Origin of the sequence: Pseudorhodoplanes sp., assembly GCF_050250235.1 — a bacterium.
Taxonomy (GTDB): domain Bacteria; phylum Pseudomonadota; class Alphaproteobacteria; order Rhizobiales; family Xanthobacteraceae; genus Pseudorhodoplanes.
Genome location: NZ_JBFWPA010000003.1, coordinates 1 through 20,921 on the forward strand (window position 1 = coordinate 1; position 20,921 = coordinate 20,921).

The following is a 20,921-nucleotide window of genomic DNA, read 5'->3' on the forward strand; positions in this document are numbered from 1 at the left end:
GCCAGATGAGTTGCATCGCGCACACCAAGTCACGCGATCACCCAGTCGCACTCACAAAATTGACAAGCGATCCGAATAACCGAAAAGCGCAGCTCGACAAGAGGCGCACAACAGCAGCGCCCACCAAGAAATCGAGGAGGAGAGGCCCATGACAGCGACGACAAGCATGCATCTTTCCATTGCCGGCTCCTTGCCCTGTGCGCAATGCGGGACCGCGCTCAAGCGTCCGGTCTGGTCGGAGCCTGTCGATGCGCGCCAGGTTCGGCACCTCTGGAATTGCAGCGACTGCGGATATGTGTTCGAGACGCTGGTGTTCTTCTGCACCGGAGAAGGCCCGGAGATGGCGCCGCCGCTCGCCGCCTGACATTGTCTGACGAGCCGGGGCGGCGCCCACGCGCGCGTCCCGGCCTTGATCGCTCACATCGCACGCGAGCAAGCGCCGTGGGCGTTTGCCCAAGGCAAACGCGGTTGCATTCGTTTTCGTCTTGGACCATTGAAGTCCCGGAAAATTAGACAGCGGCGTCAAACGCCGGCTCTGGGAGAGATCGATGGCCGCCAAGACTCTGGAAGACGTGCTGAACAGCGTGAAAAATCCGGTCGACCTGCTGCGCAATCAGCAGACCGGCCCGAACGTCTATCCGGGCGTGCCGGCCGAATACACCAACTGGCGCGACGAGCAGCAGGCCTGGCAGAACACCTGCGTATTGTTCAACCAGTCCTATCACATGGCCGATCTCGCGGTCGAAGGACCGGATGCGCTGAAGCTGCTCTCGTATCTGTCGATGAACAGCTACAAGGGCTTCGAACCCAACAAGGCGAAGCAGTTCGTGCCGGTCACGCCCGAAGGGTACGTCATCGGCGACGTCATCCTGTTCTATCTCGCCCCGAACACATTCAATCTGGTCGGCCGCGCGCCGGCGCTGAACTGGGTCATGTTCCACGCCGCGACCGGCAAATACGACGTCAAGGTCGAACTCGACCAGCGCTCGGCGCTCCGCACCGACGGCAAGCGCAAGTCCTATCGCTTCCAGGTCCAGGGCCCGAACGCCATGAAGGTGATCGAGAAGGCGATCGGCAAGGCGCCCGGCGAACTGAAATTCTTCAACATGACCGAACTGACCATCGGCGGAAAGAAGGTCCGCGCGCTGCGTCACGGCATGGCCGGCCAGCCGGGCTGGGAATTGTTCGGTCCCTGGGAAGAGGGCGAGGACGTGCGGCAGGCCCTGATCAAGGCGGGCGAAGATTACGGCATGCGCCTGGTCGGCGGCCGCGCCTATTCATCCAACGCGCTGGAGTCCGGGTGGATTCCCTCGCCTTTGCCGGCGATCTATACCGGCGAGGGCACCAGGGCCTATCGCCAGTGGCTGCCGGCCACCGGCTATGAAGCCGGCGCCTCGATCGGCGGCAGCTTCGACTCGAACAACATCGAAGACTATTACTTCACGCCCTGGGACATGGCCTATGGCGGCTTCATGAAGTTCGACCACGACTTCATCGGCCGCGAGGCGCTGGAGAAGAAGGCGAAGGGCCCGCACCGCAAGAAGGTGACGCTCGCGCTTGAGAACGAAGATGTCACGCGCGTGCTCGGCACCCAGTTCCAGAAGCACAATCGCGCCAAGTTCATGGACTGGCCGTCGGCGGTCTATTGCATGCATCCGTTCGACCGCGTGATGGTCGACGGCAAGACCGTCGGTATCTCCACCTGGATCGGCTATTCCTCGAACGAGGGCAAGATGCTGACGCTCGCGGTGATGGATGAGGAATTCGCCGAGCCGGGGACCGAGGTCATGTATTTCTGGGGCGAGCCGAATGGCGGCTCGCGGAAACCCACGGTCGAGCGCCACATGCAGACCCAGATGCGCGCGGTGGTCAGCCCGTCGCCCTATGTCGAAGTGGTGCGCAAGGCTTACGCCCCCGGCGGCTGGCGCAAGACCGCGGAGGGGTAAGCCAGCCGGGCCCCGTCATCGCGCGGCGCTCAAGCACGTCGACCGCGCGGCAATCCGAACCGGCATTCGTCTGCCGCTCCGTGGCTGCGGCGCTGGCTATTCGATCACTTCGTCGGCGCGCGCGAGCAGCGTGGGCGGGATCGGGAGGCTCAGCGTCTTGGCGGTTTTCAGATTGATGATCAGTTCGAATTTGGTCGGCTGTTCGACAGGAATGTCGCCGGGCTTCGCGCCACGGAGGATCCGGTCGACAAAATCTGCTGAACGCCGGAACAGGTCCGCAAAGCTCGGGCCGTACGACATCAGCCCGCCCGCTTCGGCAAACTCGCGAACCCCGTAATTGGTCGGCAACCGCAATCCGAGGGCGAGCGCGTTGATCTGGACGCGGTTGGTGTTCGTCAGAGGGTCGGTCTGCACGAACAAGGCGTCCGCGCGCTCCTTAAGCGTTTCCATGACGGGCGCAATATCCTGCAGCGTCCTGATTTCGGGAATGACCAGTTCGAAGCCCAGGCTTTGCGCGGCTTTCTGAATTTCTCCGCGCTCCATCACGTTATTCGAACTGCTCGCATTGCCGACCACGGCCAACCTGCGAGCCTGCGGCAAAAGCTCGCGAACCAGCTGGAGCCTCTTGCCGGAAAGGTCGGCCGATTGCAGCGAGAGACCGGTGACATTGCCGCCCGGCCGCGCGAGCGAGTTCACCAAACCTATGCCGACCGGGTCTCCCACCGCCGCGAACACGATCGGAATGTCGGATGTGACCCTCTTTGCAGCGAGAACATTTGGTGGAGCATGCGTGACGATGACATCCACCTTGCTTTCGACAAGTTCTGCAATGAGACCGGGCGAACGATCGTAGCGTCCTTCGGCCCAGCGATATTCGATGCGCAGATTCCGACCCTCGATCCAGCCGAGTTCGCCTAGCCGCTGGACCAGGGCAGCCGTGTAACGCTGCTGTATCGACGCCGTATTGGCGCCCAGGAAACCAATCGTCGCCGACTTGCCGGATTGTGCGCGGGCTGCAAGAGGCAAAGCGAACGCTGCGCCGACCAAACCGAGAAAGTTCCGCCGCAGCATGTCACAGCTCCCAAGCCTGATGGCGGCAGCACCTTATGTACGAAGAAAAATCGGGACAAGAGACTCACTTGGCAATGACGCGAAGCGCTTCGCGCGCGTTCCCTGATTGTCGGCCGGGACGCGTCTGCACAAGACGCGGGAACTCTGACGGCGCGTTGTTTTCAGTGCCAGGCCGACGGCAGATGTTCAGCCGAAGCGTTCGTTGAGCGCGTCGTACACGAGACCCATGACGATGCTGTAGGTCTGAACCATCGCCAGCGAGAACAGGGCGGGCCAGACACCGAGACCGGTATTCGTCGCGAATACGCCGAGGCCGAGCAGGGGAAAGAAGATCACGTTCATCATCCCCCATCCGAGAAAGCCGTAGACGATGCCCTTGATCCCACCGTTGCCGCCCGGAAGCCGTCGGTAGACGAGCCTGAATACAAGGCTGATGACGATGAAGCCGTTCAGGAAGGAGAGCGCCCAGGGCACAAGCGGGCCGACCGCCTCGCCAGTCGCGCGGCTGAGCATGCCCTGGAAGCTGGCATACGGATTGAAGGTCGGGAGCAACCCCGATCGCGACTTGAAATACATCAGCGTCCAGTGCGCGGCCATGCCGCACAGTCCGGCAATCGCGGTCTTCCAGACCCATCGGCGGTTTGGCACAAAGCGCGGGATACGCTTCTCGGTCACACCGACATCCGTCCCTTGGCATGCAGGATCAGGATGTCGCGTACCGCGCGATTGAGCGGCGTCGGCACGCCCGTCTCCGCGCCGAGATCGACGACGCTCCCGTTCAGCCAGCGAAGCTCCAGCGGCTTGCCGCTCTGCAGGTCGTGATACATCGACGCGATCATGCTGGCCGGCAGCGTGTCGGCGAACGACATGCGCTTTTCGACAAAGTCCGGTGCGAATGTCACACCGCGCGCCCGGCCGACATCGACGATCTCCTGCATCAGGTCCTGCAGGAATTGCCGCGTCATCGGATTTTCACGAATGGCTCCAACGGGCGCGCGCATCGACGTGGTCGTGCCGGCGACCGAGGCGAGGAATGCGAATTTCTCCCAGATGACGAGATTGATGTCGGGGCTGATTTCGGACTGGATGCCGCCGGCGAGGCACGCTTCATGGAAGTCCTCGACGCGCTTCGAGCGTCGTCCGTCGAACTCGCCGAATGCCAGTCCCTGCATCGTGCCGGTCTGGGTGATCACGCCCGGCGCCGTGATCGCGGCCGAAACATAGCTCGTGCCGCCGACGAGCGCCGCATCGCCCACGATCGGCCGCAGCATGTCGTCCTTCCGTACGCCATTCTGGAACGAGATCAGTCCAGTCTCCGGCCCGATGCACGGCAGCAGCATGCGCGCCGCGCTTTCGGTATCCCCGAGCTTTACCGCGAACAGGATCATGTCGACGCGGCCCGCGGTTGCCGGATCGTCGGTGGCGTTCGCTTCCGGGAGCGCTATCGGGTCTGCGCCGCCCTCGATGCGCAGCCCGCTTTTTCGCATCGCGGCCAGATGCGCGCCGCGCGCGACGAAAATGACATCGGCGCCGCCCCTGGCGAGCCGCGCGCCGAACACGCCGCCGACTCCGCCCGATCCCATGATGAGTATGCGCAAAGGTGCTCTCCTTCGACGACGAGTTGGCGGGAACTGCTTCGATCGAGGGCGGTTGCCGCAAACGCCGGTGCATCGTAACCAAGTGGCCCCGGTTATCACAGACTTGTGTTGTGATCCGGCTGCTCCGTCGCCGGACTGCGACCCCGTTGCCTCAGGGCGCGCATATCCGCATGAGAATTGATTGCGCTCAGGCAAGTTGAATGCTGGCGAGAGGAGTCAAGTCCTGCTGTGCGCGCGGGTGGCGCCGCTCGTGTCGGCGTCGCGCGCGGCTGACGAAGCCAGGTCCGGTCGTTTCTGGGTGGTATGAAGTGGCAAGACGGTACATCAGGGTGATCGCCGCAGGTTGTCGGCCGGCGTTCATGCTGCAGGCGGCTTTGTGCTTTTCGCTTCTGTTGCCAGATTGTGCGCTGTCGCAAGCGACAGAGCTGCGGCTGTATGCAAAGCGGTGAATGAACGAATGCGCTCAAGTATCTGTTCACTAGATCCCGTGCGAAGGCCTTCCGGTTGCCGGAAAAACTGTTACATCCATCCGGCACTCAAATCTTCCCGGAGAATGTGGAGAGACACGATGTTTGGGCTGTTGATCGCGCGGACGGCTGCCGCCTCCGCTGGCCTCCTGCTCGCTATCGCGTCTGCTGCAGCGCAAGGCACCGCGCAGGAACGGTCTGCGTGCATGGGTGATGCGTTCCGCTTCTGCACCAGCGATATTCCGGATGTATCCAGAATTGAGTCCTGTCTCGAACGCAGACTCAACGAGCTGTCGCCGGCCTGCAAGGCAGAATTCAAGCCCAGGCAGTCGAAGAAAACTGAGATCAGGCGGGAGCATTTTCGCTAACCATCGCGGTCAGCGCGAACGGCTGTCACATCTTTTCAGCCAGCACCCGCTCAATAAGCTCCGCGAGGTTGCCGCCAGTGAACAGATGACCCGCTATGCCTACCGCGCCGCGCCTTCGCCGACCACCACAAATGGCGCCCAGTAGGCGGGATGCGCGAACCGCCCGCCTGATGCAATGAGAACCTGCATCGAGCGGCGCAATGCCTCCGCGCGGCCGAGCTTTCTCTCGCGTTTCATTTCGTCGAAGGTTCTGGTCGTCAATGCGACGGCCGCGGCCGAGTCCACGTACCAGTGCGACACGAGCAGCGCACGCGCACCGGCATAGAAGAATGCCCGCGCGAGGCCGGACAATGCTTCACCCGACTTGTCGCCGCCGCCGGTGTTGCAGGCCGACATGATCACCCAGTCGGCGTTGAGCTTGAGCAGCGTCACTTCCGAGGCGGTGAGCAGGCCATCATCCTCATCGCCCGCCTTGTCCGGCGGCGTGAGCAGCAATGCCGCCTCGGTGAGGCCCGCGGCGAAGCTTGCCGTTTCCTGCGGCAGCAATCCGTGGGTCGCGAAATGCAGGACGCGATAGCTGGCAAGCGCGCCGCTCGCGCTCAGCGATTTGAGCGCGCGTTCGGTCGCCCTGGCGCCAAGCAGGATGTCGGCGGGATCGGCCGCGAGGCTGCGCCCCACGTCGCAAAGTTCGTCGGCGGTTTCGGGCAGCGGCGCCTGGTTGCGGAGCAGCGCCAGGTCGACACGCCCGCCGGCGGAAAGCTTGTCTGCATCGGCGCCGAGCGCGGTGCGTGTGGCGACCTTCAACGGAGTGGTGCGACCCGTGGCGCATGTCTGCTTGCTCGCGGCACTGACATCGTTGCCGTCTTGGCCGAGCAGCAGCGGATTGCCGATGCCGGCATAGGGCTTCGGCGCCGCGGTGCCTTTGGCGTGCTGGCGCAGCGCCTTCAGGCTCGCAACCGAAGGAAGCATTGTCAGGGCGTGACGTGACCCCAGCCATGCGATGGCAGAGTAGTTTGCGCTCGCTTCCACCGGGGCGGCCGGCTTCTCCGCCACAAGCACCTGCAGTGGCAGGCTCGCGAGGGCGCCCGTCGGCACGACCAGGAGATGCCTGCCCTGGATCATGTCCTTGAAGGGACCAAACAGTCCGTCATAGAGCGCGTGCGCCGTTGTGATGTCGAATGGCGGCGACGCATCGGCAGCAAGGCCCCCGGCTGGCGCGAGTTTCCTGCAGGCTTCCTTCTTGGCCGTCCACCGGTTGTCGCCGGACAGGCTCCACTCGCCGTCGCGGTCCAGCCCGCATCGCAACGTCTGCACTTGAGCCGCGATCTCCCTTTCGGTGAGCGCGAGCTTGACCCAGCGCGCGTCGGTTCGGGTGACGAGCCAGGCAAAACTTCCTTTGGAGGTGCCGGTGGAGAAGAACAGCGCCTCGTCGGTGCCGAGCAGCGCCTGCGCGGCGGCGATGGACAGCGGTTTCGACTGAACCAGCGCGGCATAATCGGGAAATTCGCGCGCCAGTCGCGTATCGATGGCAATGATCTTTCCGCTCACGCCGCTGAGTTCACCGCGCAACGCCGTGGCGAGCGTCGAATCACCCTTGCCGACCGCTTCAATCAGGCGGCGGTCGAGCTCGCGCCATTGCCGTTCGAAATCCTGACGCTCGCGTGCGGCCTGCGCGAGCGGGCCGGCGCCCTTTGCCTGCCGTGCCGCCATTTGCTCGAGCGCGACCGCGGCCGCGGATTGTTCGGCCCATTGTGCGATCTCGAAGCCCTCGCGCGCGAGCGCGGCGTCCGGCTCGATGCGCTGGGCTGAGGCGGCATGCAGCACAGTGACATGGGCGCGGAAATAATTGGATTTCTGCTCGACCAGTTCGCGGACGCCGTCCCTCGGCTTGGCACCGTCAGATTGGGTTGCAGCATGCCCGATAACGACATTCGAGGTTCGGCGCGCGAAGTCCAGCGCCTCGCGGATTTTGCCGTTGTCCCGATGCAAGGTAGCGAGGTTGAAGAGCGTGCTCGCCACATCGGGATGCTCGCGGCCGAGTCCTGTTTCCCGAAGCGTCAGAGCGCGACGAAGGTGTGCTTCCGCTTCAGCAGACCGCCCTTGGTCTCGATGCACCGCGGCGAGGTTCCCAAGCACTCTCGCAAGCTCGGGGTGGTCGCGACCAAGCTTCGCCTCCTGGATCGCAAGCGACCGTTGGAGATGTGCTTGGGCAGGCGCATGCTTCCCCTGTTCGTAGTACATGATGGCCATGTTGTTGAGTGGTAGCGCCAGATTGGGATGGTCGCGGCCGAGCTTGGCCTCCTGGATCGCCAGCGCTCCCGCGAAATATTTGTCCGCCTCCGCATATCGTCGCTGCTGCAGGAATAGCGTCGCGAGGTTGTTGAGCGTCAATGCGACATCGGGGTGGTCACGGCCGAGCTTCGCCTCCTGAATAGCGAGCGCACGCAGGATATACGCCGCCGCCTGTGCGGATCGTCCCTGCACATTGTAAATGTTGGCGAGGTTCAAGAGGCTTTGCGCCACGTTGGGATGGTCGTTGCCGAGCTTTGTCTCCCTGATGACCAGCGTCTGCTGATAGAGCGCTTCCGCCTGCGCGTATTTTCCTTCCAGCCGGTAGAGATTTGCCAGGTTGTTGACCGTTTGGGCCATGGCGGGGTGATCGGCTCCGAGCTTCGTTTGCAGGATCGTGATCGCACGTTGATAGATAGGTTCCGCCTGTGCGTATTTTCCTTGCATCTCATAGAGGTGGCCCAGATTGTGAAGAGCGAGCGCGACATCGGGATGGTCCGGACCAACGTTCGTTTGCCGTGCCGCGAGCGCACGCTGGTAATAAGTCTCCGCTTTTGAATATTGTCCTTGTGACTGGTGGACGACGCCCAGATTGATGAGGGTCTGGACCGTTTCGCGGTGGTCCTTGCCGAGCTTTGCTTCCCGGATCACGAGCGCGCGCTGATAGTGCGGCTCGGCCTGTGCGAACCGTCCCTGCGCCTGTAACAGGGTTCCGAAATTGTTCAGCGTCTGCGCCACATCGGCGTGGTCACGGCCGAGCTTCGCCTCGCGGATAGCAAGCGAACGCCGATAAAGCGACTCTGCCTGCGCATATTTGGCCTGTCCCTGGAGTGCCATCGCGAGATTGGTCAGACTTTTCGCGACCTCCGGATCATCCTTGCCGAGCTTCGCCTCGATGATTGCCAACGCGCGCTGATGGTGTACTTCGGACTGCGCGTACTTTCCCTGAGTCTCGAACAGCACCCCAAGATTGTTGAGGGTCGCCGCTACGTCGAGGTGATCTCTTCCGAGCTTCGCTTCGCGGATCGCAAGTGCACGGTGAAAGAGGGGCTCGGCCTGCGCATGCTTCGCTTGCTCGAAATATGCGACGGCCAGATTGTTTAGGGCGCTTGCAACATCGAGGTGATCGCGGCCGTGCTGCGCTTCGGAGATCGCCAATGCACGTTGAAAAAGCGCCGCTGCCTCCGCGTATTTTCCCTGGGCGCGTGATACGAGGCCAAGGTCGTGGACTGTATCCGCGACCTTGGGGTCGTCACTGCCAAGTTTTGCCTCCAAGATCGCAACGGCGCGCCGCAAAAGTGTCTCCGCTTGCGCATATTTGCCCTGCGCTTCGTACGCTACGGCCAGTTTGCTGAGGGCTTCAGCGACGGCGGGATGATCCCGGCCCAGCTTCGCCTCAAGGATCGCCAGCGAGCGCTGATAATGCAGTTCTGCCTGCGCGATCTTTCCCTGCTCCCGCGAAACGAAGCCGAGGTAACTGTGAGTTTGCTCAACCTCAAAGTGGTCCAGACCGTGTTTCGCCTCAAGGATCGTCAACGAGCGCCGCAGGTGTGTCTCCGCTTGCGCGGAATTGCCTTGCGCATGGGACACGAGGGCCAGGTTGCTGAGGATTCTGGCTACGTCTGGGTGGTCCCGACCCAGCTTCGACTCGAACAGCGGCAGCGCGCGTTGATAATGCGTCTCAGCCTGCGCGAATTTCTCTTGCGCCTGGGATACGGCGGCCAGGTCGAAAAGGATAACTGCGACATCGAAATGGTCCCGGCCGAGCTTCGCTTCGCGGATCGCGAGCGCGCGCTGATAGTGCGCTTCCGCCTGGGCCGGGCGGGCCTGGGCTCGATCGAGAATGGCGAAGTTGATGAGGACGATTGCGTATGTGACATGATCGGCTCCGAACCGTGCCCTGACGCCGGCCTCCAGCCTTTGCGCTTCGACCAGCGCGGCCGGGTAGTTTCGCGCCGCGTATTGTTCCTTGAAGCGATTCTGGATCGCGTTGAGATCGTCCTGCTGCGCCGTGGCCGGCGCAAGACAGGCGGCAAGGAGGCTGCAGGAGACCAGCACGATCGGCAGCCAGCGCTGCATGGGCGTCCTCCTGAGCACCGGAATATGCTTCGCGGTCGAGCGAGCCATCATAGGTCCATGCCGAGCGGCCAACCAGCGATTATGGCTGGCGATGTCACGTGTCTGTGAGCACCCGCTCCACGAAGCCCGCCAGGTTGCCGCCCGTGAACAGATGACCGGCGATGCCGACCGCGTCCGCGGCGCGCAGGTCGGTGTCCTTGTCGCCGATCAGGAAGCTGCCGGCCTTTTCGACCGGCCACTTGTCCATCAGGTCGAGCAGCATGCCGGGCTTCGGCTTGCGCCAGTCGGAATCGATCCGGTAGGCCGCAAGCGGCGCATCGGGATGAAACGGACAATAGCGGATGTCGTCGATATGCGCGCCACGCCGCGCAAGCTCCCCGCGCATCCATTCATGCAGGCGCGCCACATCGTCCTCGGTGAACATCCCGCGCGCGACGCCGGACTGGTTGGAGATGACGAAAACATGATAGCCGGCCGCATTCAGCCGGCGGACCGCCTGCGCCGCGCCGTCGATGAAGTGGAAGCGCTCGATCGTGCCGATATAGCCGTCGTCGCGGTTGATGACGCCGTCGCGGTCGAGAAAGGCGGCGGGCTTGCGGGTCATCGACTATCGGTCCGGCGAGGAATGGAGTTTCAGGTGCTGTACCGCGGTGCTCGGGCGTCTTCGGGCTGCGAGCATAGCGGCTTCTAGGATCATGGACGGGTGGCCGCGGCGGTAGAAGGATGCGGCAGGTGTTCGCGCACGGCGGCAAGCACCCGGTCGACGCTCACCCCGCCGGTGCCGCGGTCCTTGATATTGGCGAAGGTGCCGGGCGGCTCGATAATCGCCGACAAAGGGTTGAGCGGGGCCCATAGACGCGGAGAAGTCGGACCGAAGATCGCAACCGTCGCCGTACCAATCGCGGCGGAGATGTGCATCAGGCCGGAATCGTTGGTGACCGCGAGGTCGGCGGCGGCCAAAGCCAGGATCGCGTTACGGAGGTCATTTCCCGTGAGATCAGAAACACTTGCGCCTCCCGCCTGGGCGATTCCGGTGGCGATCGTCTTTTCCGCCGGCCCCCCGAGCACCCAGATATCGGCGCCCTGGTCTGCCAGTAGGCCCGCCAGTTCGGCATATTTTTCCGGGGGCCATGCCTTTCCGGGGCCGACCGCGCCCGGTGCCAATGCCACCACCGGCCTTCCGGATGTCTTCAAGCCATGGCGGGACAACCAGTCGTCCAGCTCGGCGGCCGGAACTTCAATGCGGGGCAGGGGGTAAGCTTCTGGAAGTACAGCGTTTTTTGGCAAGGCCAAGGTTGCAAAGCAATCGATCATCCGCTCCAGCCGGCGTTCGCCGAGACGCAGGTCGTTGATCAGGAAGAATCGAAATTCACCTGTGAATCCGGTGCGTTCCGGGATTCCAGCGAGCAGCGGGGCAAGCGCCGATTTCCAGGTTCGCGGCATGATCAGCGCGGTACCGTAATGTTCGGAAGCGAGCCGCTTCGCGAGCGCGGAATATTGCGAATAGGGCAATCTTCGGCGCGGAAGGTCGGCGACAATTCCCTTCCTCACCCCGGGCAGGTAGTCGAGGATGGGTGCGCAGAGGCTGCTGGTCACCAGATCGATGGGCCGGCTCGGCCAGCGCTGTTTGAGGAGGCGGATGACCGAGTGCACCCGCACGAAATCTCCGATCCACATATAGGGCACGATCAGAATCGGGTTCTCGGGCCGATCGGCCGGGTCGGAATCGGTCAGATGATGTGAATTTCGACTCATTCTTATTGAATTGAATACGTGTTCATTTTTACGTAGTCGGACCGCCTCGCAAGTACCCTGGTTCGAGAACCGTTGTCCAATCCGGGATTTTTTCTTCTCTACACTCCCAACGTAAACTGCGGTTTGTGCCTCGGTCGACTGCCGACGCCAAGCAAGCAGCCGGGCCATTCACCGCATTCCTTAACCCAAGTTGCGCGCTTTCGCCTTGTGGGGCAAAGGAACGCGTTGGAGCCGGGACGGCGGAGCGCGCCAGCGATGCTTTTGGTGACCGGCGGAGCCGGTTTTATCGGATCGAATATCGTTGCCAGCCTCAACGAGGCCGGCCGCTCGGATATCGTTGTGAATGACAGCCTCGGGATCGACGGCCGCTGGCGCAATCTGGCCAAGCGCCAGATCGCCGATTTCGTGCAGCCGCAGGACCTCGCGGGCTGGCTCGATGGGCGCCGGCTCGATGCCGTGATCCACATGGGTGCGATTTCCGACACCACCGTGGCCGATGGCGATCTGGTCATGCAGTCCAATTTCCGGCTGTCGCTGATGCTGCTGGACTGGTGCACGCAAACCCAGACTCCCTTCATCTATGCGTCCTCGGCCGCGACCTACGGCAACGGAGAGCATGGATTCTCTGATGATGATCGGTCCGAGCATCTGCGATCGTTGCGGCCGATGAATCTCTACGGCTGGAGCAAGCATCTGTTCGACCAGGCGCTGATCGCCCGCAAGCAGCGCGGCGAAAAGCTGCCGCCGCAATGGGCCGGCCTGAAATTCTTCAACGTGTTCGGACCGAACGAGTATCACAAGGGCAAGATGGCGAGCGTGCTGGCGCGCATTTTCGACGAAGCCCGGGCCGGCCAGACCGTGCGGCTTTTCAAGTCGCACAAGGCGGGCATCGCCGATGGTGACCAGCGGCGCGACTTCATCCATGTCGACGATGCTGTTGCCGTCGTACGCTGGCTTCTCGACACGCCCCGCATTTCCGGCCTGTTCAATGTCGGGACCGGGCAGGCGCGCAGCTTTCGCGAGATGATCGAGGCGATGTTCGCGGCTCTCAAGCGTCCGCCCAAAATCGAATATGTCGACATGCCGGAATCCATCCGCGGCCAGTATCAGTATTTTACGCAAAGCGAGGTCGGACGGCTGCGCGCGGCCGGCTACAATGCCGGCTTCACGCCGCTTGAAGACGCTGTTTCCCGCTATGTCACGCACTATCTCGATTGCGAAGACCGGTATCGCTGATGTTCGATTTCGACCAGAATCTGTCGCGATTGTCCGGTGTCACGGTGCTGTGTGTCGGCGATCTGATGCTCGACGACTTCGTGTATGGTGAAGTCGCTCGCATCTCGCCGGAGGCGCCGGCGCCGGTAATCGCCGTCAGGCGCAGCGAGATGGTGATCGGCGGCGCCGGCAATGTTGCGCGCAACGTGGCAAATCTCGGCGGGCATTGCGTATTTGTCGGTCTGGTCGGAGAAGATGATGCCGGCCGCACGCTGAAGGCGGCGCTTGCGGCCGAGCCGCGCATCTCGGCGTCGCTTGTTGTCGATGGATCGCGACCGACCACTCGCAAGGTGCGGTTCGTGTCGGAACATTATTCGACGCATCTGTTGCGGGCCGACTGGGAAGAAGCGCGTCCGGCGGATGCAAAGACGGAAAAGTCGCTGCTCGATGCCGCGCTCGCCGCGCTGCCGACCGCCGATGCGGTTGTATTGTCGGATTACGCTAAGGGCGTGCTGACACCCGCGCTGATCCGGCGTCTGATCGATGCGGCGCGCGCCGCGGGCAAGCCGGTCATCGTCGATCCCAAGGGCAACGATTACAGCGAGTATCGCGGCGCCACGATGGTGACACCAAACCGCAAGGAACTGGCCGAGGCGGTGCGGCGTCATGCAAGCGGGGATGCCGAGGTCGCGGCTGCCGCGGACGCGTTGCGGCAGTCGCTGGATTGCGAAGCCGTGCTGGTGACACGCAGCGACGAAGGCATGACGCTGGTCACCCGCGATGCCACGCCGGTTCACGTCCCGGCCTATGCCGTCAAGATCAGTGATGTCTCCGGCGCTGGTGACACCGTCGTTGCGGTTCTCGCTGCCATGCTCGGTCTGAAAGCGGACTACGAATCCGCGATGCGCGCGGCAAACGCCGCTGCTGCGGTGGTGGTCGGCAAGCGCGGCACCGCCACCGTGTCGATCGGGGAATTGCGCCATCGCATCTTGCCGGCGGCCTCGCTCGCGGCCGAGGACAAGATACTGTTCGACTGGCAGGAACTCGATGCGCGGCTCGATCTTTGGCGCCGGCAAGGAATGCGGATCGGTTTCACCAACGGTTGCTTCGACATCCTTCATCCAGGGCACGTCAAGCTGATGGCGCAGGCGCGTGCGGCTTGCGATCGGCTGGTGGTCGGCCTCAACAGCGATGCTTCGGTCTCACGGCTCAAGGGGCCGGACCGGCCGGTGCAAAAGGTGCAGGCACGGGCGGAGGTGCTTGCCGCACTGGAAGCCGTCGACCTCGTCGTGGTGTTCGAGGAGGACACTCCACGCAGGCTGATCGACCGGGTGCGTCCCAATGCGCTGATCAAGGGTGCCGATTATACGCGTGAGCAGGTGGTCGGGCACGAGATCGTCGAAGCGTATGGCGGCGAGGTGCTGCTGGTCGGCCTGCTGCCTGGGCATTCGACCACCGAGATCGTCAAACGCTCGCGCTCAGCGGCGAAGAGCTGACGCTGCTGGATGGATCGAGCCGTGCCCGCCGTGTTCAAGCCCGAACTGGAAGCCGCGCTGGTGCGTGATTTCTTTCGTGATCAGCCGCTCGGCTTTTTCGTCGAGGTCGGTGCCAACGACCCAAGGAGGGACTCGCAGTCATTTCACCTGGAGGAGGCAGGCTGGACCGGCATTCTGATCGAGCCGTTGCCGGATCTGGCAGCCGAGTTGCGGCGGCAACGCAAGGCTCAGGTTTTCGAGGTCGCCTGCTCCTCGCCCGATCGTGCAGGTCAGATCATGCAGTTGCATGTGGCAGGCGCCTTCTCGTCATTCGACCCCGATCTCGCGGTGACGGGGATGCGCGCCGATCGCATCATTGATGTGAAAGTTCGCACGCTTGACGACGTGCTGAGCCAGGGCAATGCCTCGGCGCCGATCGACCTGATGTCGGTCGATGTCGAAGGCCATGAGCTGGAAGTCCTGAGCGGCTTTGATTTTTCGCGCTGGAAGCCGCGGCTGGTGCTGCTCGAGGATCACGTGAGCAATCTGAACAAGCACCGTTTCATGAGCAACGTCGGTTATGCGCTCATGCGGCGAACCGGGCTCAATGGCTGGTACGTTCCGCGCGGCGAAGCGCCGCCGATGGACCTGCTCGGGCGCTGGCAGATTTTCCGGAAATACTATCTCGCGCTGCCGTTCCGGATGGTTCGCGACGCCAGGCGCCGGCTGCGCGATCGCATCCGCTTCCGGCACCAGGATGCGTCACGATGACCGTGCGTCTCTCTGCCATCGTGATCGCCAGGAATGAAGCGCGCAATATCGAAGCCTGTCTCGACAGCCTTGCCTTCTGCGATCAGTGCATCGTCGTGGATGGTGACAGCGGCGATGACACGGTGAGGCTTGCAAGAGGGAAGGGGGCAAGCGTTACGATCGCGAAGGAATGGCGCGGCTTTGGCCCTCAGAAGAATTTTGCGCTGTCGCTCGCGTCTGGCGACTGGGTGCTTTCCGTAGATGCGGACGAGCGGGTGAGCGACGAACTCGCCGTTGAAATCCGCCGCGCCATCACGGAAGGCTTGGCGGAAGCCTACGAGATGCCGCGGCTGTCCACCTTCTGCGGACGGGAGATGCGACATTCCGGCTGGTATCCGGACTACGTGCTGCGGCTGTTCCGGCGGGATCGCGCACGCTTCTCCGACGACCTGGTGCATGAGCGCGTGATCTGCGATGGCGAGGTCGGGCGCCTCAAGCAGCCGTTGACGCATCACCCGGTACTGCGACTGGAGGATGCGCTTTCCCGCATGGACCGCTATTCGAGCGCGCGCGCCGAGATGATCGTCAGTTCCGGACGCCGTGTCTCGTTCTTCACCGGTATCCTGCGCGGCTGGTGGACTTTTTTTCAGACCTACTTTATCCGGCTCGGCTTTCTTGATGGGCGCGAGGGATTCCTGCTGGCGGTGGCTAATGCCGAGGGTACCTATTATCGCTACATGAAGGCGTGGCTGAAGGGGCGGGACCGTGTCTGATCTGATCTCCCTGATCGTCACGACCTGGAACCGGGAGGACGCGCTCGACGCCGTGCTTCGATCGCTTGCCGCGCAGTCCGATCGCGATTTCGAGGTCGTCATTGCCGATGACGGTTCGGGCGAAGCGACGGCAAGTCTGATCGCCGACTGGGTTCCGAGACTCGGCAGGCCACTCAAGCATGTCTGGCAGGAGCATCGCGGATTCCGTGCGGCGGAGATCCGCAATCACGCGATCCGGGTGAGCCAGGGTTCGTATTGCGTGTTCCTTGACGGCGACTGCGTGGCCCGGCCAGACTTCGTCGCTGTGCATCGAGCCCTCGCAGAGCCCGGCTGGTTCGTGACCGGAAACCGCATCCTGATGTCGGAAACGCTGACCGCGAAGGTATTGCGCGAAAGGCTCGACCCGGAACACTGGTCCTATCGCGAATGGGTCAGGGAGCGGGGTCGGGGTGGCATCAACCGAACGGTGCCCCTGATGCGCCTCCCGCTCGGGCCGCTGCGCAAGCTTCGATTCCGCGCCTGGCGCGGGGCGCGATCCTGCAATCTCGGAATCTGGCGCAGCGATCTCGACCGCGTGGATGGCTTCGATTGCGCCTATCAGGGCTGGGGGCGCGAGGATTCCGATCTTCTGGTACGGCTCCTGCACGCGGGCGTGAAGCGCAAGGATGGGGTGTTTGCGACCGGCGTGCTGCATCTGTGGCATCCCGCCGCGGATCGCGCCTTTCTTCCGGACAACGACTGCAAACTCGACGAGGTCCGGTCGGGCAGACGCGCGACGGCGCTGCACGGCTTGTCTACAATGGGTGCCGCAATCGAGCCCTTGCGGGTTCGCGCATGACGGCGCGTTATGACCGTGCACAATGGCGCGCGATCGCGGACTGGCTTGCTGTGGCAACTGTTGCGGCAATCCCGTGGTCGACGTCGCTTGCCTATATCCTGATCGTCGCCTGGCTTCTCGTTCTGATTCCGACCACCGAGCCCGACGAGTGGCGCGAGGTTCTGGGACATCCTGCCGCCTATGTGCCTGTTGCATTGGTCGCGGTTTCGTTCGTCGGCATGGCATGGGCGAGCGGTGTCGGCTGGTCGGATCGCCTGAACGGGTTTTCGTCCTTCGCCAAACTGCTCGTGATCCCGGCCTTGTTCGTTCAGTTTCGCACTTCGCCGAACGCGAACCGTGTGTTCGTTTCGTTTCTCGTCTCCTGTTCGCTGGTGCTGCTGGTGTCATGGACCATGGTGGTGACCGGTATGAAGCCGATCACCGGCGCGTCGACAAGCTATGGGGTGCCGGTGCGCGACTATATCGTGCAAAGCCAGGAATTCATCCTGTGCGCCGTTGGCCTGATCTATGCGGTGTTCCTGCAGATGCGCGAAAGGCGCTGGCTGATGGCAGGCGCGCTGACGGTACTCGCGCTGATGTTTCTGATGAATGTCCTGTTCGTGGCGCCGAGTCGCACCGGACTGGTCACCGTCCCGGTTCTGATGTTGATCCTGGTGATGGTTCATTGCCGGCTCGCGGTGTCGGTTGCAATCGGCTGTGCGATCCTTGCTGCCGCGACGATCGCCTTTTTCAACTCTCCTAAGATTCAGGGGCGGATGCTTGGCATCGTTTCCGAAATTCAGGATTACCGGAACCGGCAGCTGGCGACGTCGGCCGGAGAGCGTGTGGATTTCTGGACGACCTCGATCTGGCTGATCGCGAAGGCACCCGTCATCGGACACGGCACCGGCTCGGTGCGCGAGGCGTTCGTTCGCGCGGCCGCGGAACGCGGCTCGCAAAAGTCGCCGACTACCAACCCGCATAACCAGACGCTGACGGTTGCGATTCAGCTCGGCCTCCTCGGAGCCTTGCTGCTCTATGCGATGTGGCTGTCGCATGCGCTGCTGTTCCGTGATGGCGGGATCGCCGGATGGGTCGGGCTTGCGGTGGTCGCGCAGAACATCATCGGCTCGCTGTTCAACAACCATCTGTTCGATTTCACGCAGGCCTGGATCTACATGTTTGGAGTTGGCGTCGCCGGCGGTGTGATGCTGGCCCGCAGCCGGGAGGCGGCACGGCTGCCGGCGCCGCAGGCCGCGGGCCGGACGTGACTGCGCCATTCGATCTGCCGGCCGAGCCGCGCATCCTGGTGGTGGCGCTGCGGCGGCTTGGCGATGTGTTGCTGACGACGCCGCTGATCCGCAGCCTGCGCCGCGCGTATCCGGCAGCGCGGATCGATTTTCTGGTGTTTTCGGATACCGCCGCGATCCTTTCCGGCAATCCGGACATCGACAGGGTGATCGAATGCCCCCCGCGGCCATCGATCGCTGACGGAATGGCAGTGACGCGCCGGATCTTCCGGGGCTACGACCTTGCCATCACCACGCAGGCGGGCGACCGGCCATCCTTCTTCGCGATTGCGGGCGGACGGCGGCGTGTTGGTGTCACCGAGGATCGTGCGATCGGCCGGATCAAGAGCATGCTGCTGCACCGGCATGTGCCGATGCGCACCGATCTGCATCGCGTCGAGGAAACGCTACGACTCGCGGAACTGATCGGCATCGCGCCAATCGGAGAGGTGGTCGCACCACGCCCGGAACCGGTCACGGTGGCGCCGGCTACAGCCTACGCCGTGCTGCATGCGGCACCATTCTTCCGCTACAAGCAATGGCACAGGCAGGGATGGCAGGCGGCGGCGGCACACCTTGCCGCGCGCGGGCTCGCGCTTGTTGCGACCGGAGGGCCATCGTCGGAGGAACGCAGTTATCTCGATTCGGTGTGGGCGGGTGTCGACATCCAGCGGCTGGATGGCGCGCTGTCCTGGCCGCAGCTGACGGCCTTGCTTGCGGGGGCGAAGGTTTTCCTGGGTCCCGACACCTCGGTAACGCATCTCGCGGCGGCCACCGGCTGCCCGACCGTGGCATTGTTCGGACCGACCGACCCGCGCCGCTGGGCGCCCTGGCCGGTAGGGGGGCTGCGCGAGCGCTTCGAGGTCCGTGCGACCGTGCAGAGGCGCGGCAACGTATTCGTGGTGCAAAATCTCCTGCCGGGGATGCCGTGCGGCCTGGAAGGCTGCCTGCGGAATGTGCGCAGCCACAGTCTTTGTCTTGACCAAATGCCCGCGGACAGTGTGATCCGCACGCTGGATGCGGCCCTGGCCGTTGGCGCTGCGGCCGGCAGCGAGGGTGGCGCGGCGCCGCAAACGCCGCTATTCAGTCACTGACCCCGGACAGCCGCCGCCGATGACCAAATTCCGCACCATGACCAAGAAAAAGGCCCTGATCGTCCTGCACGATCTGGTCGTGACGGCGGCCGCCCTGCTGGTGGCTTTCTACATCCGCTTCGAGGAACAGCGGCTGTCGGCGCGCATCGATCTGCTCTGGTGGATGCTGCCGGTCATCCTGGCTTACGCCGGCATCGTCTATCATTTTTTCCATCTCGACGACGCCAAGTGGCGTTTCGCCTCGCTGCCGGACCTGTGGAACATTTTCCGTTCGGCGACCGTGATCGCGATCACGCTGCTGGTGGTCGACTACATTTTGGTCGCGCCCAACGTCTATGGTGGCTTCTTCTTCGGCAAGGCGACCATCCTGATCTACTGGGTGCTCCAGATGTTCTTCCTGGGCGGCCCCCGGGTGGCGTACCGCTATTTCCGTTATTCGCGTGCGCGCAACAAGGCGATCCGCAACGATTCCGCGCCGACCCTCATTCTCGGCCGTGCCGCCGATGCCGAAGTCCTGATCCGCGCAATCGAAAGCGGTGCGGTGAAAAAGACCTGGCCGGTCGGCATCCTGTCGCATTCGCCCGCGGATCGCGGGCAATCGATCCGCGGCATTCAGGTTCTCGGCAATTTCGAGGATCTCGAACGTGTCGTCTCCGATCTCGCTCAGCGCGGCGCGCTGGTGCGGCGCGTCGTGCTGACGCCGTCAGCCTTCGAGCCGGGCATCGCAACCGACACGCTGTTGATGCGCGCGCGCCGGCTGGGTCTCGGAACCAGCCGCCTTCCGTCGCTCGATGACAGCGTCGAGGCGCTGCGGCTCGCGCCGGTCAATGTGGAAGACCTGCTGCTGCGGCCAAGTGTGAAGATCGATTACCGGCGGCTGGAAAATTTCATCAAGGGCCGTTCGATCGTGGTGACCGGCGGCGGTGGGTCGATTGGCGCGGAAATCTGCGACCGCGTGATAACCTTCGGTGCTGCGCGTCTGCTGGTGATCGAGAATTCAGAACCGGCCCTGCATGCAGTGCTGGAGGCGCTCGGCAGCAAGAATTCCAATGCGAAGATCACCGGGCGACTTGCCGATATCCGCGACCGCGAGCGGATCACGCGCCTGATGGCGGATTTCAGCCCGGACATCGTCTTCCACTCCGCGGCGCTCAAGCATGTGCCTTTGCTCGAGCAGGATTGGGGCGAGGGCGTGAAGACAAACGTATTCGGCTCGGTCAATGTCGCCGACGCTGCAGCCGCTTCGGGCGCGGCCGCGATGGTGATGATCTCGACCGACAAGGCGATCGAGCCCGTCTCCGTGCTCGGCGCCACCAAGCGCTTCGCCGAAATGTATTGCCAGGCGCTCGACCAGCAATTCGCGCGCAAGGCCGAGAGCGGCAAGCCGCCGATGCGATTGATCGCCGTGCGCTTCGGCAATGTGCTTGCCTCGAACGGTTCGGTGGTGCCGAAGTTCAAGGCGCAGATCGAAGCGGGCGGTCCGGTTACGGTGACGCATCCGGATATGGTCCGCTATTTCATGACCATCCGGGAGGCCTGCGATCTCGTGGTCACGGCGGGCACGCACGCCGTCGGCCCGGAGCGGTCGGACGTCGCGGTCTACGTCCTGAACATGGGCCAGCCGGTGAAGATCGTTGAGCTTGCCGAACGCATCGTTCGGCTGTCCGGGCTGGAGCCTGGCCGTGACATCGACATCACCTTCACCGGCATCCGGCCGGGCGAACGCATGCACGAAATCCTGTTCGCCCGCGAGGAGCCCACCGCAGAGATTGGAATAGCGGGTGTGGTGGCGGCGCGTCCGCTTTCGCCCTCGCTCGACACGATGCGCGCCTGGATGGGAGCGCTGGAACAGGGGCTGGCGCGGGAGGACCGTTCGACCATCTACCGAGTGCTGCGCGATGCCGTGCCCGACTTCAAAGGCGAGGCGGCGTAGCC

The 20,921-nt window shown here is 63.3% G+C and carries 16 protein-coding genes; 10 read left to right on the forward strand and 6 right to left on the reverse strand.

Translation table 11 applies throughout. The features are described from left to right. Positions 1-148: 148 nt before the first annotated feature. Positions 149-364 (forward strand): hypothetical protein, encoded by a 216-nt coding sequence (locus AB7F49_RS02305; protein ID WP_428519904.1) that lies wholly within the window; start codon positions 149-151, stop codon positions 362-364. Positions 365-548: 184 nt separating this feature from the next. Further along, entirely contained in the window at positions 549-1,946 is a 1,398-nt protein-coding gene (gene desA, locus AB7F49_RS02310) for a syringate O-demethylase (protein WP_428519906.1), read from the forward strand. Positions 1,947-2,042: 96 nt separating this feature from the next. On the opposite strand, the gene AB7F49_RS02315 is transcribed toward desA, so the two are convergent. The 6 genes from AB7F49_RS02315 to waaF all read right to left on the reverse strand — a co-directional run bounded on the left by AB7F49_RS02315 (position 2,043) and on the right by waaF (position 11,573). Then, on the reverse strand, positions 2,043-3,017 hold the full coding sequence (locus AB7F49_RS02315) for an ABC transporter substrate-binding protein (RefSeq protein WP_428519908.1): 975 nt from the start codon (positions 3,015-3,017) through the stop codon (positions 2,043-2,045). A gap of 186 nt (positions 3,018-3,203) precedes the next feature. Next, positions 3,204-3,692, reverse strand: a complete 489-nt coding sequence (locus tag AB7F49_RS02320) for a DUF6789 family protein (protein ID WP_428519910.1) — start codon at positions 3,690-3,692, stop codon at positions 3,204-3,206. Further along, positions 3,689-4,615, reverse strand: a complete 927-nt coding sequence (locus AB7F49_RS02325; protein ID WP_428519912.1) for a ketopantoate reductase family protein — start codon at positions 4,613-4,615, stop codon at positions 3,689-3,691. Before AB7F49_RS02325 ends, AB7F49_RS02320 begins: the two co-directional genes overlap by 4 nt. A gap of 934 nt (positions 4,616-5,549) precedes the next feature. Next, the gene (locus AB7F49_RS02330) at positions 5,550-9,818 is read right to left on the reverse strand and encodes a tetratricopeptide repeat protein (protein ID WP_428519914.1); all 4,269 of its coding nucleotides are present in this window, start codon (positions 9,816-9,818) and stop codon (positions 5,550-5,552) included. A gap of 94 nt (positions 9,819-9,912) precedes the next feature. Beyond that, on the reverse strand, positions 9,913-10,422 hold the full coding sequence (locus AB7F49_RS02335; RefSeq protein WP_428519916.1) for a D-glycero-alpha-D-manno-heptose-1,7-bisphosphate 7-phosphatase: 510 nt from the start codon (positions 10,420-10,422) through the stop codon (positions 9,913-9,915). Positions 10,423-10,511: 89 nt separating this feature from the next. Beyond that, positions 10,512-11,573, reverse strand: a complete 1,062-nt coding sequence (gene waaF, locus AB7F49_RS02340) for a lipopolysaccharide heptosyltransferase II (protein WP_428520208.1) — start codon at positions 11,571-11,573, stop codon at positions 10,512-10,514. Positions 11,574-11,828: 255 nt separating this feature from the next. On the opposite strand from waaF, the gene rfaD reads away from it, so the two are divergent. Genes rfaD through AB7F49_RS02380 form a run of 8 tightly spaced genes read left to right on the forward strand, consistent with a single transcriptional unit; the run spans position 11,829 to position 20,919 of the window. Beyond that, complete coding sequence (gene rfaD, locus AB7F49_RS02345) at positions 11,829-12,809, forward strand: ADP-glyceromanno-heptose 6-epimerase (protein ID WP_428519918.1); 981 nt, start codon at positions 11,829-11,831, stop codon at positions 12,807-12,809. Continuing rightward, positions 12,809-14,284, forward strand: a complete 1,476-nt coding sequence (rfaE1, locus tag AB7F49_RS02350; protein ID WP_428519920.1) for a D-glycero-beta-D-manno-heptose-7-phosphate kinase — start codon at positions 12,809-12,811, stop codon at positions 14,282-14,284. Before rfaD ends, rfaE1 begins: the two co-directional genes overlap by 1 nt. Before the next feature lie 21 nt (positions 14,285-14,305). After that, a complete protein-coding gene (locus tag AB7F49_RS02355; protein ID WP_428519922.1) occupies positions 14,306-15,034 on the forward strand; it encodes an FkbM family methyltransferase in 729 nt (242 codons plus the stop codon). Then, positions 15,031-15,786 (forward strand): glycosyltransferase family 2 protein, encoded by a 756-nt coding sequence (locus AB7F49_RS02360; RefSeq protein WP_428519924.1) that lies wholly within the window; start codon positions 15,031-15,033, stop codon positions 15,784-15,786. Before AB7F49_RS02355 ends, AB7F49_RS02360 begins: the two co-directional genes overlap by 4 nt. Beyond that, a complete protein-coding gene (locus AB7F49_RS02365) occupies positions 15,779-16,624 on the forward strand; it encodes a glycosyltransferase family 2 protein (RefSeq protein ID WP_428519926.1) in 846 nt (281 codons plus the stop codon). Before AB7F49_RS02360 ends, AB7F49_RS02365 begins: the two co-directional genes overlap by 8 nt. Then, the gene (locus tag AB7F49_RS02370; protein ID WP_428519928.1) at positions 16,621-17,874 is read left to right on the forward strand and encodes an O-antigen ligase family protein; all 1,254 of its coding nucleotides are present in this window, start codon (positions 16,621-16,623) and stop codon (positions 17,872-17,874) included. Before AB7F49_RS02365 ends, AB7F49_RS02370 begins: the two co-directional genes overlap by 4 nt. Next, a complete protein-coding gene (locus tag AB7F49_RS02375) occupies positions 17,871-18,986 on the forward strand; it encodes a glycosyltransferase family 9 protein (protein ID WP_428519930.1) in 1,116 nt (371 codons plus the stop codon). Before AB7F49_RS02370 ends, AB7F49_RS02375 begins: the two co-directional genes overlap by 4 nt. A 19-nt stretch (positions 18,987-19,005) precedes the next feature. Continuing rightward, positions 19,006-20,919 (forward strand): SDR family NAD(P)-dependent oxidoreductase, encoded by a 1,914-nt coding sequence (locus AB7F49_RS02380; protein ID WP_428519932.1) that lies wholly within the window; start codon positions 19,006-19,008, stop codon positions 20,917-20,919. The last annotated feature ends 2 nt before the right edge of the window (positions 20,920-20,921 follow it).

Bases quoted from the DNA above. Each gene is read 5' to 3' on its own strand.
- AB7F49_RS02380 (WP_428519932.1), top strand. From the start codon at position 19,006: ATGACCAAATTCCGCACCATGACCAAGAAAAAGGCCCTGATCGTCCTG.
- AB7F49_RS02305 (WP_428519904.1), top strand. From the start codon at position 149: ATGACAGCGACGACAAGCATGCATCTTTCCATTGCCGGCTCCTTGCCC.
- AB7F49_RS02360 (WP_428519924.1), top strand. From the start codon at position 15,031: ATGACCGTGCGTCTCTCTGCCATCGTGATCGCCAGGAATGAAGCGCGC.
- waaF (WP_428520208.1), bottom strand. From the start codon at position 11,573: ATGAGTCGAAATTCACATCATCTGACCGATTCCGACCCGGCCGATCGG.
- AB7F49_RS02315 (WP_428519908.1), bottom strand. From the start codon at position 3,017: ATGCTGCGGCGGAACTTTCTCGGTTTGGTCGGCGCAGCGTTCGCTTTG.
- rfaD (WP_428519918.1), top strand. From the start codon at position 11,829: ATGCTTTTGGTGACCGGCGGAGCCGGTTTTATCGGATCGAATATCGTT.
- AB7F49_RS02370 (WP_428519928.1), top strand. From the start codon at position 16,621: ATGACGGCGCGTTATGACCGTGCACAATGGCGCGCGATCGCGGACTGG.
- AB7F49_RS02330 (WP_428519914.1), bottom strand. From the start codon at position 9,818: ATGCAGCGCTGGCTGCCGATCGTGCTGGTCTCCTGCAGCCTCCTTGCC.
- rfaE1 (WP_428519920.1), top strand. From the start codon at position 12,809: ATGTTCGATTTCGACCAGAATCTGTCGCGATTGTCCGGTGTCACGGTG.
- AB7F49_RS02335 (WP_428519916.1), bottom strand. From the start codon at position 10,422: ATGACCCGCAAGCCCGCCGCCTTTCTCGACCGCGACGGCGTCATCAAC.
- desA (WP_428519906.1), top strand. From the start codon at position 549: ATGGCCGCCAAGACTCTGGAAGACGTGCTGAACAGCGTGAAAAATCCG.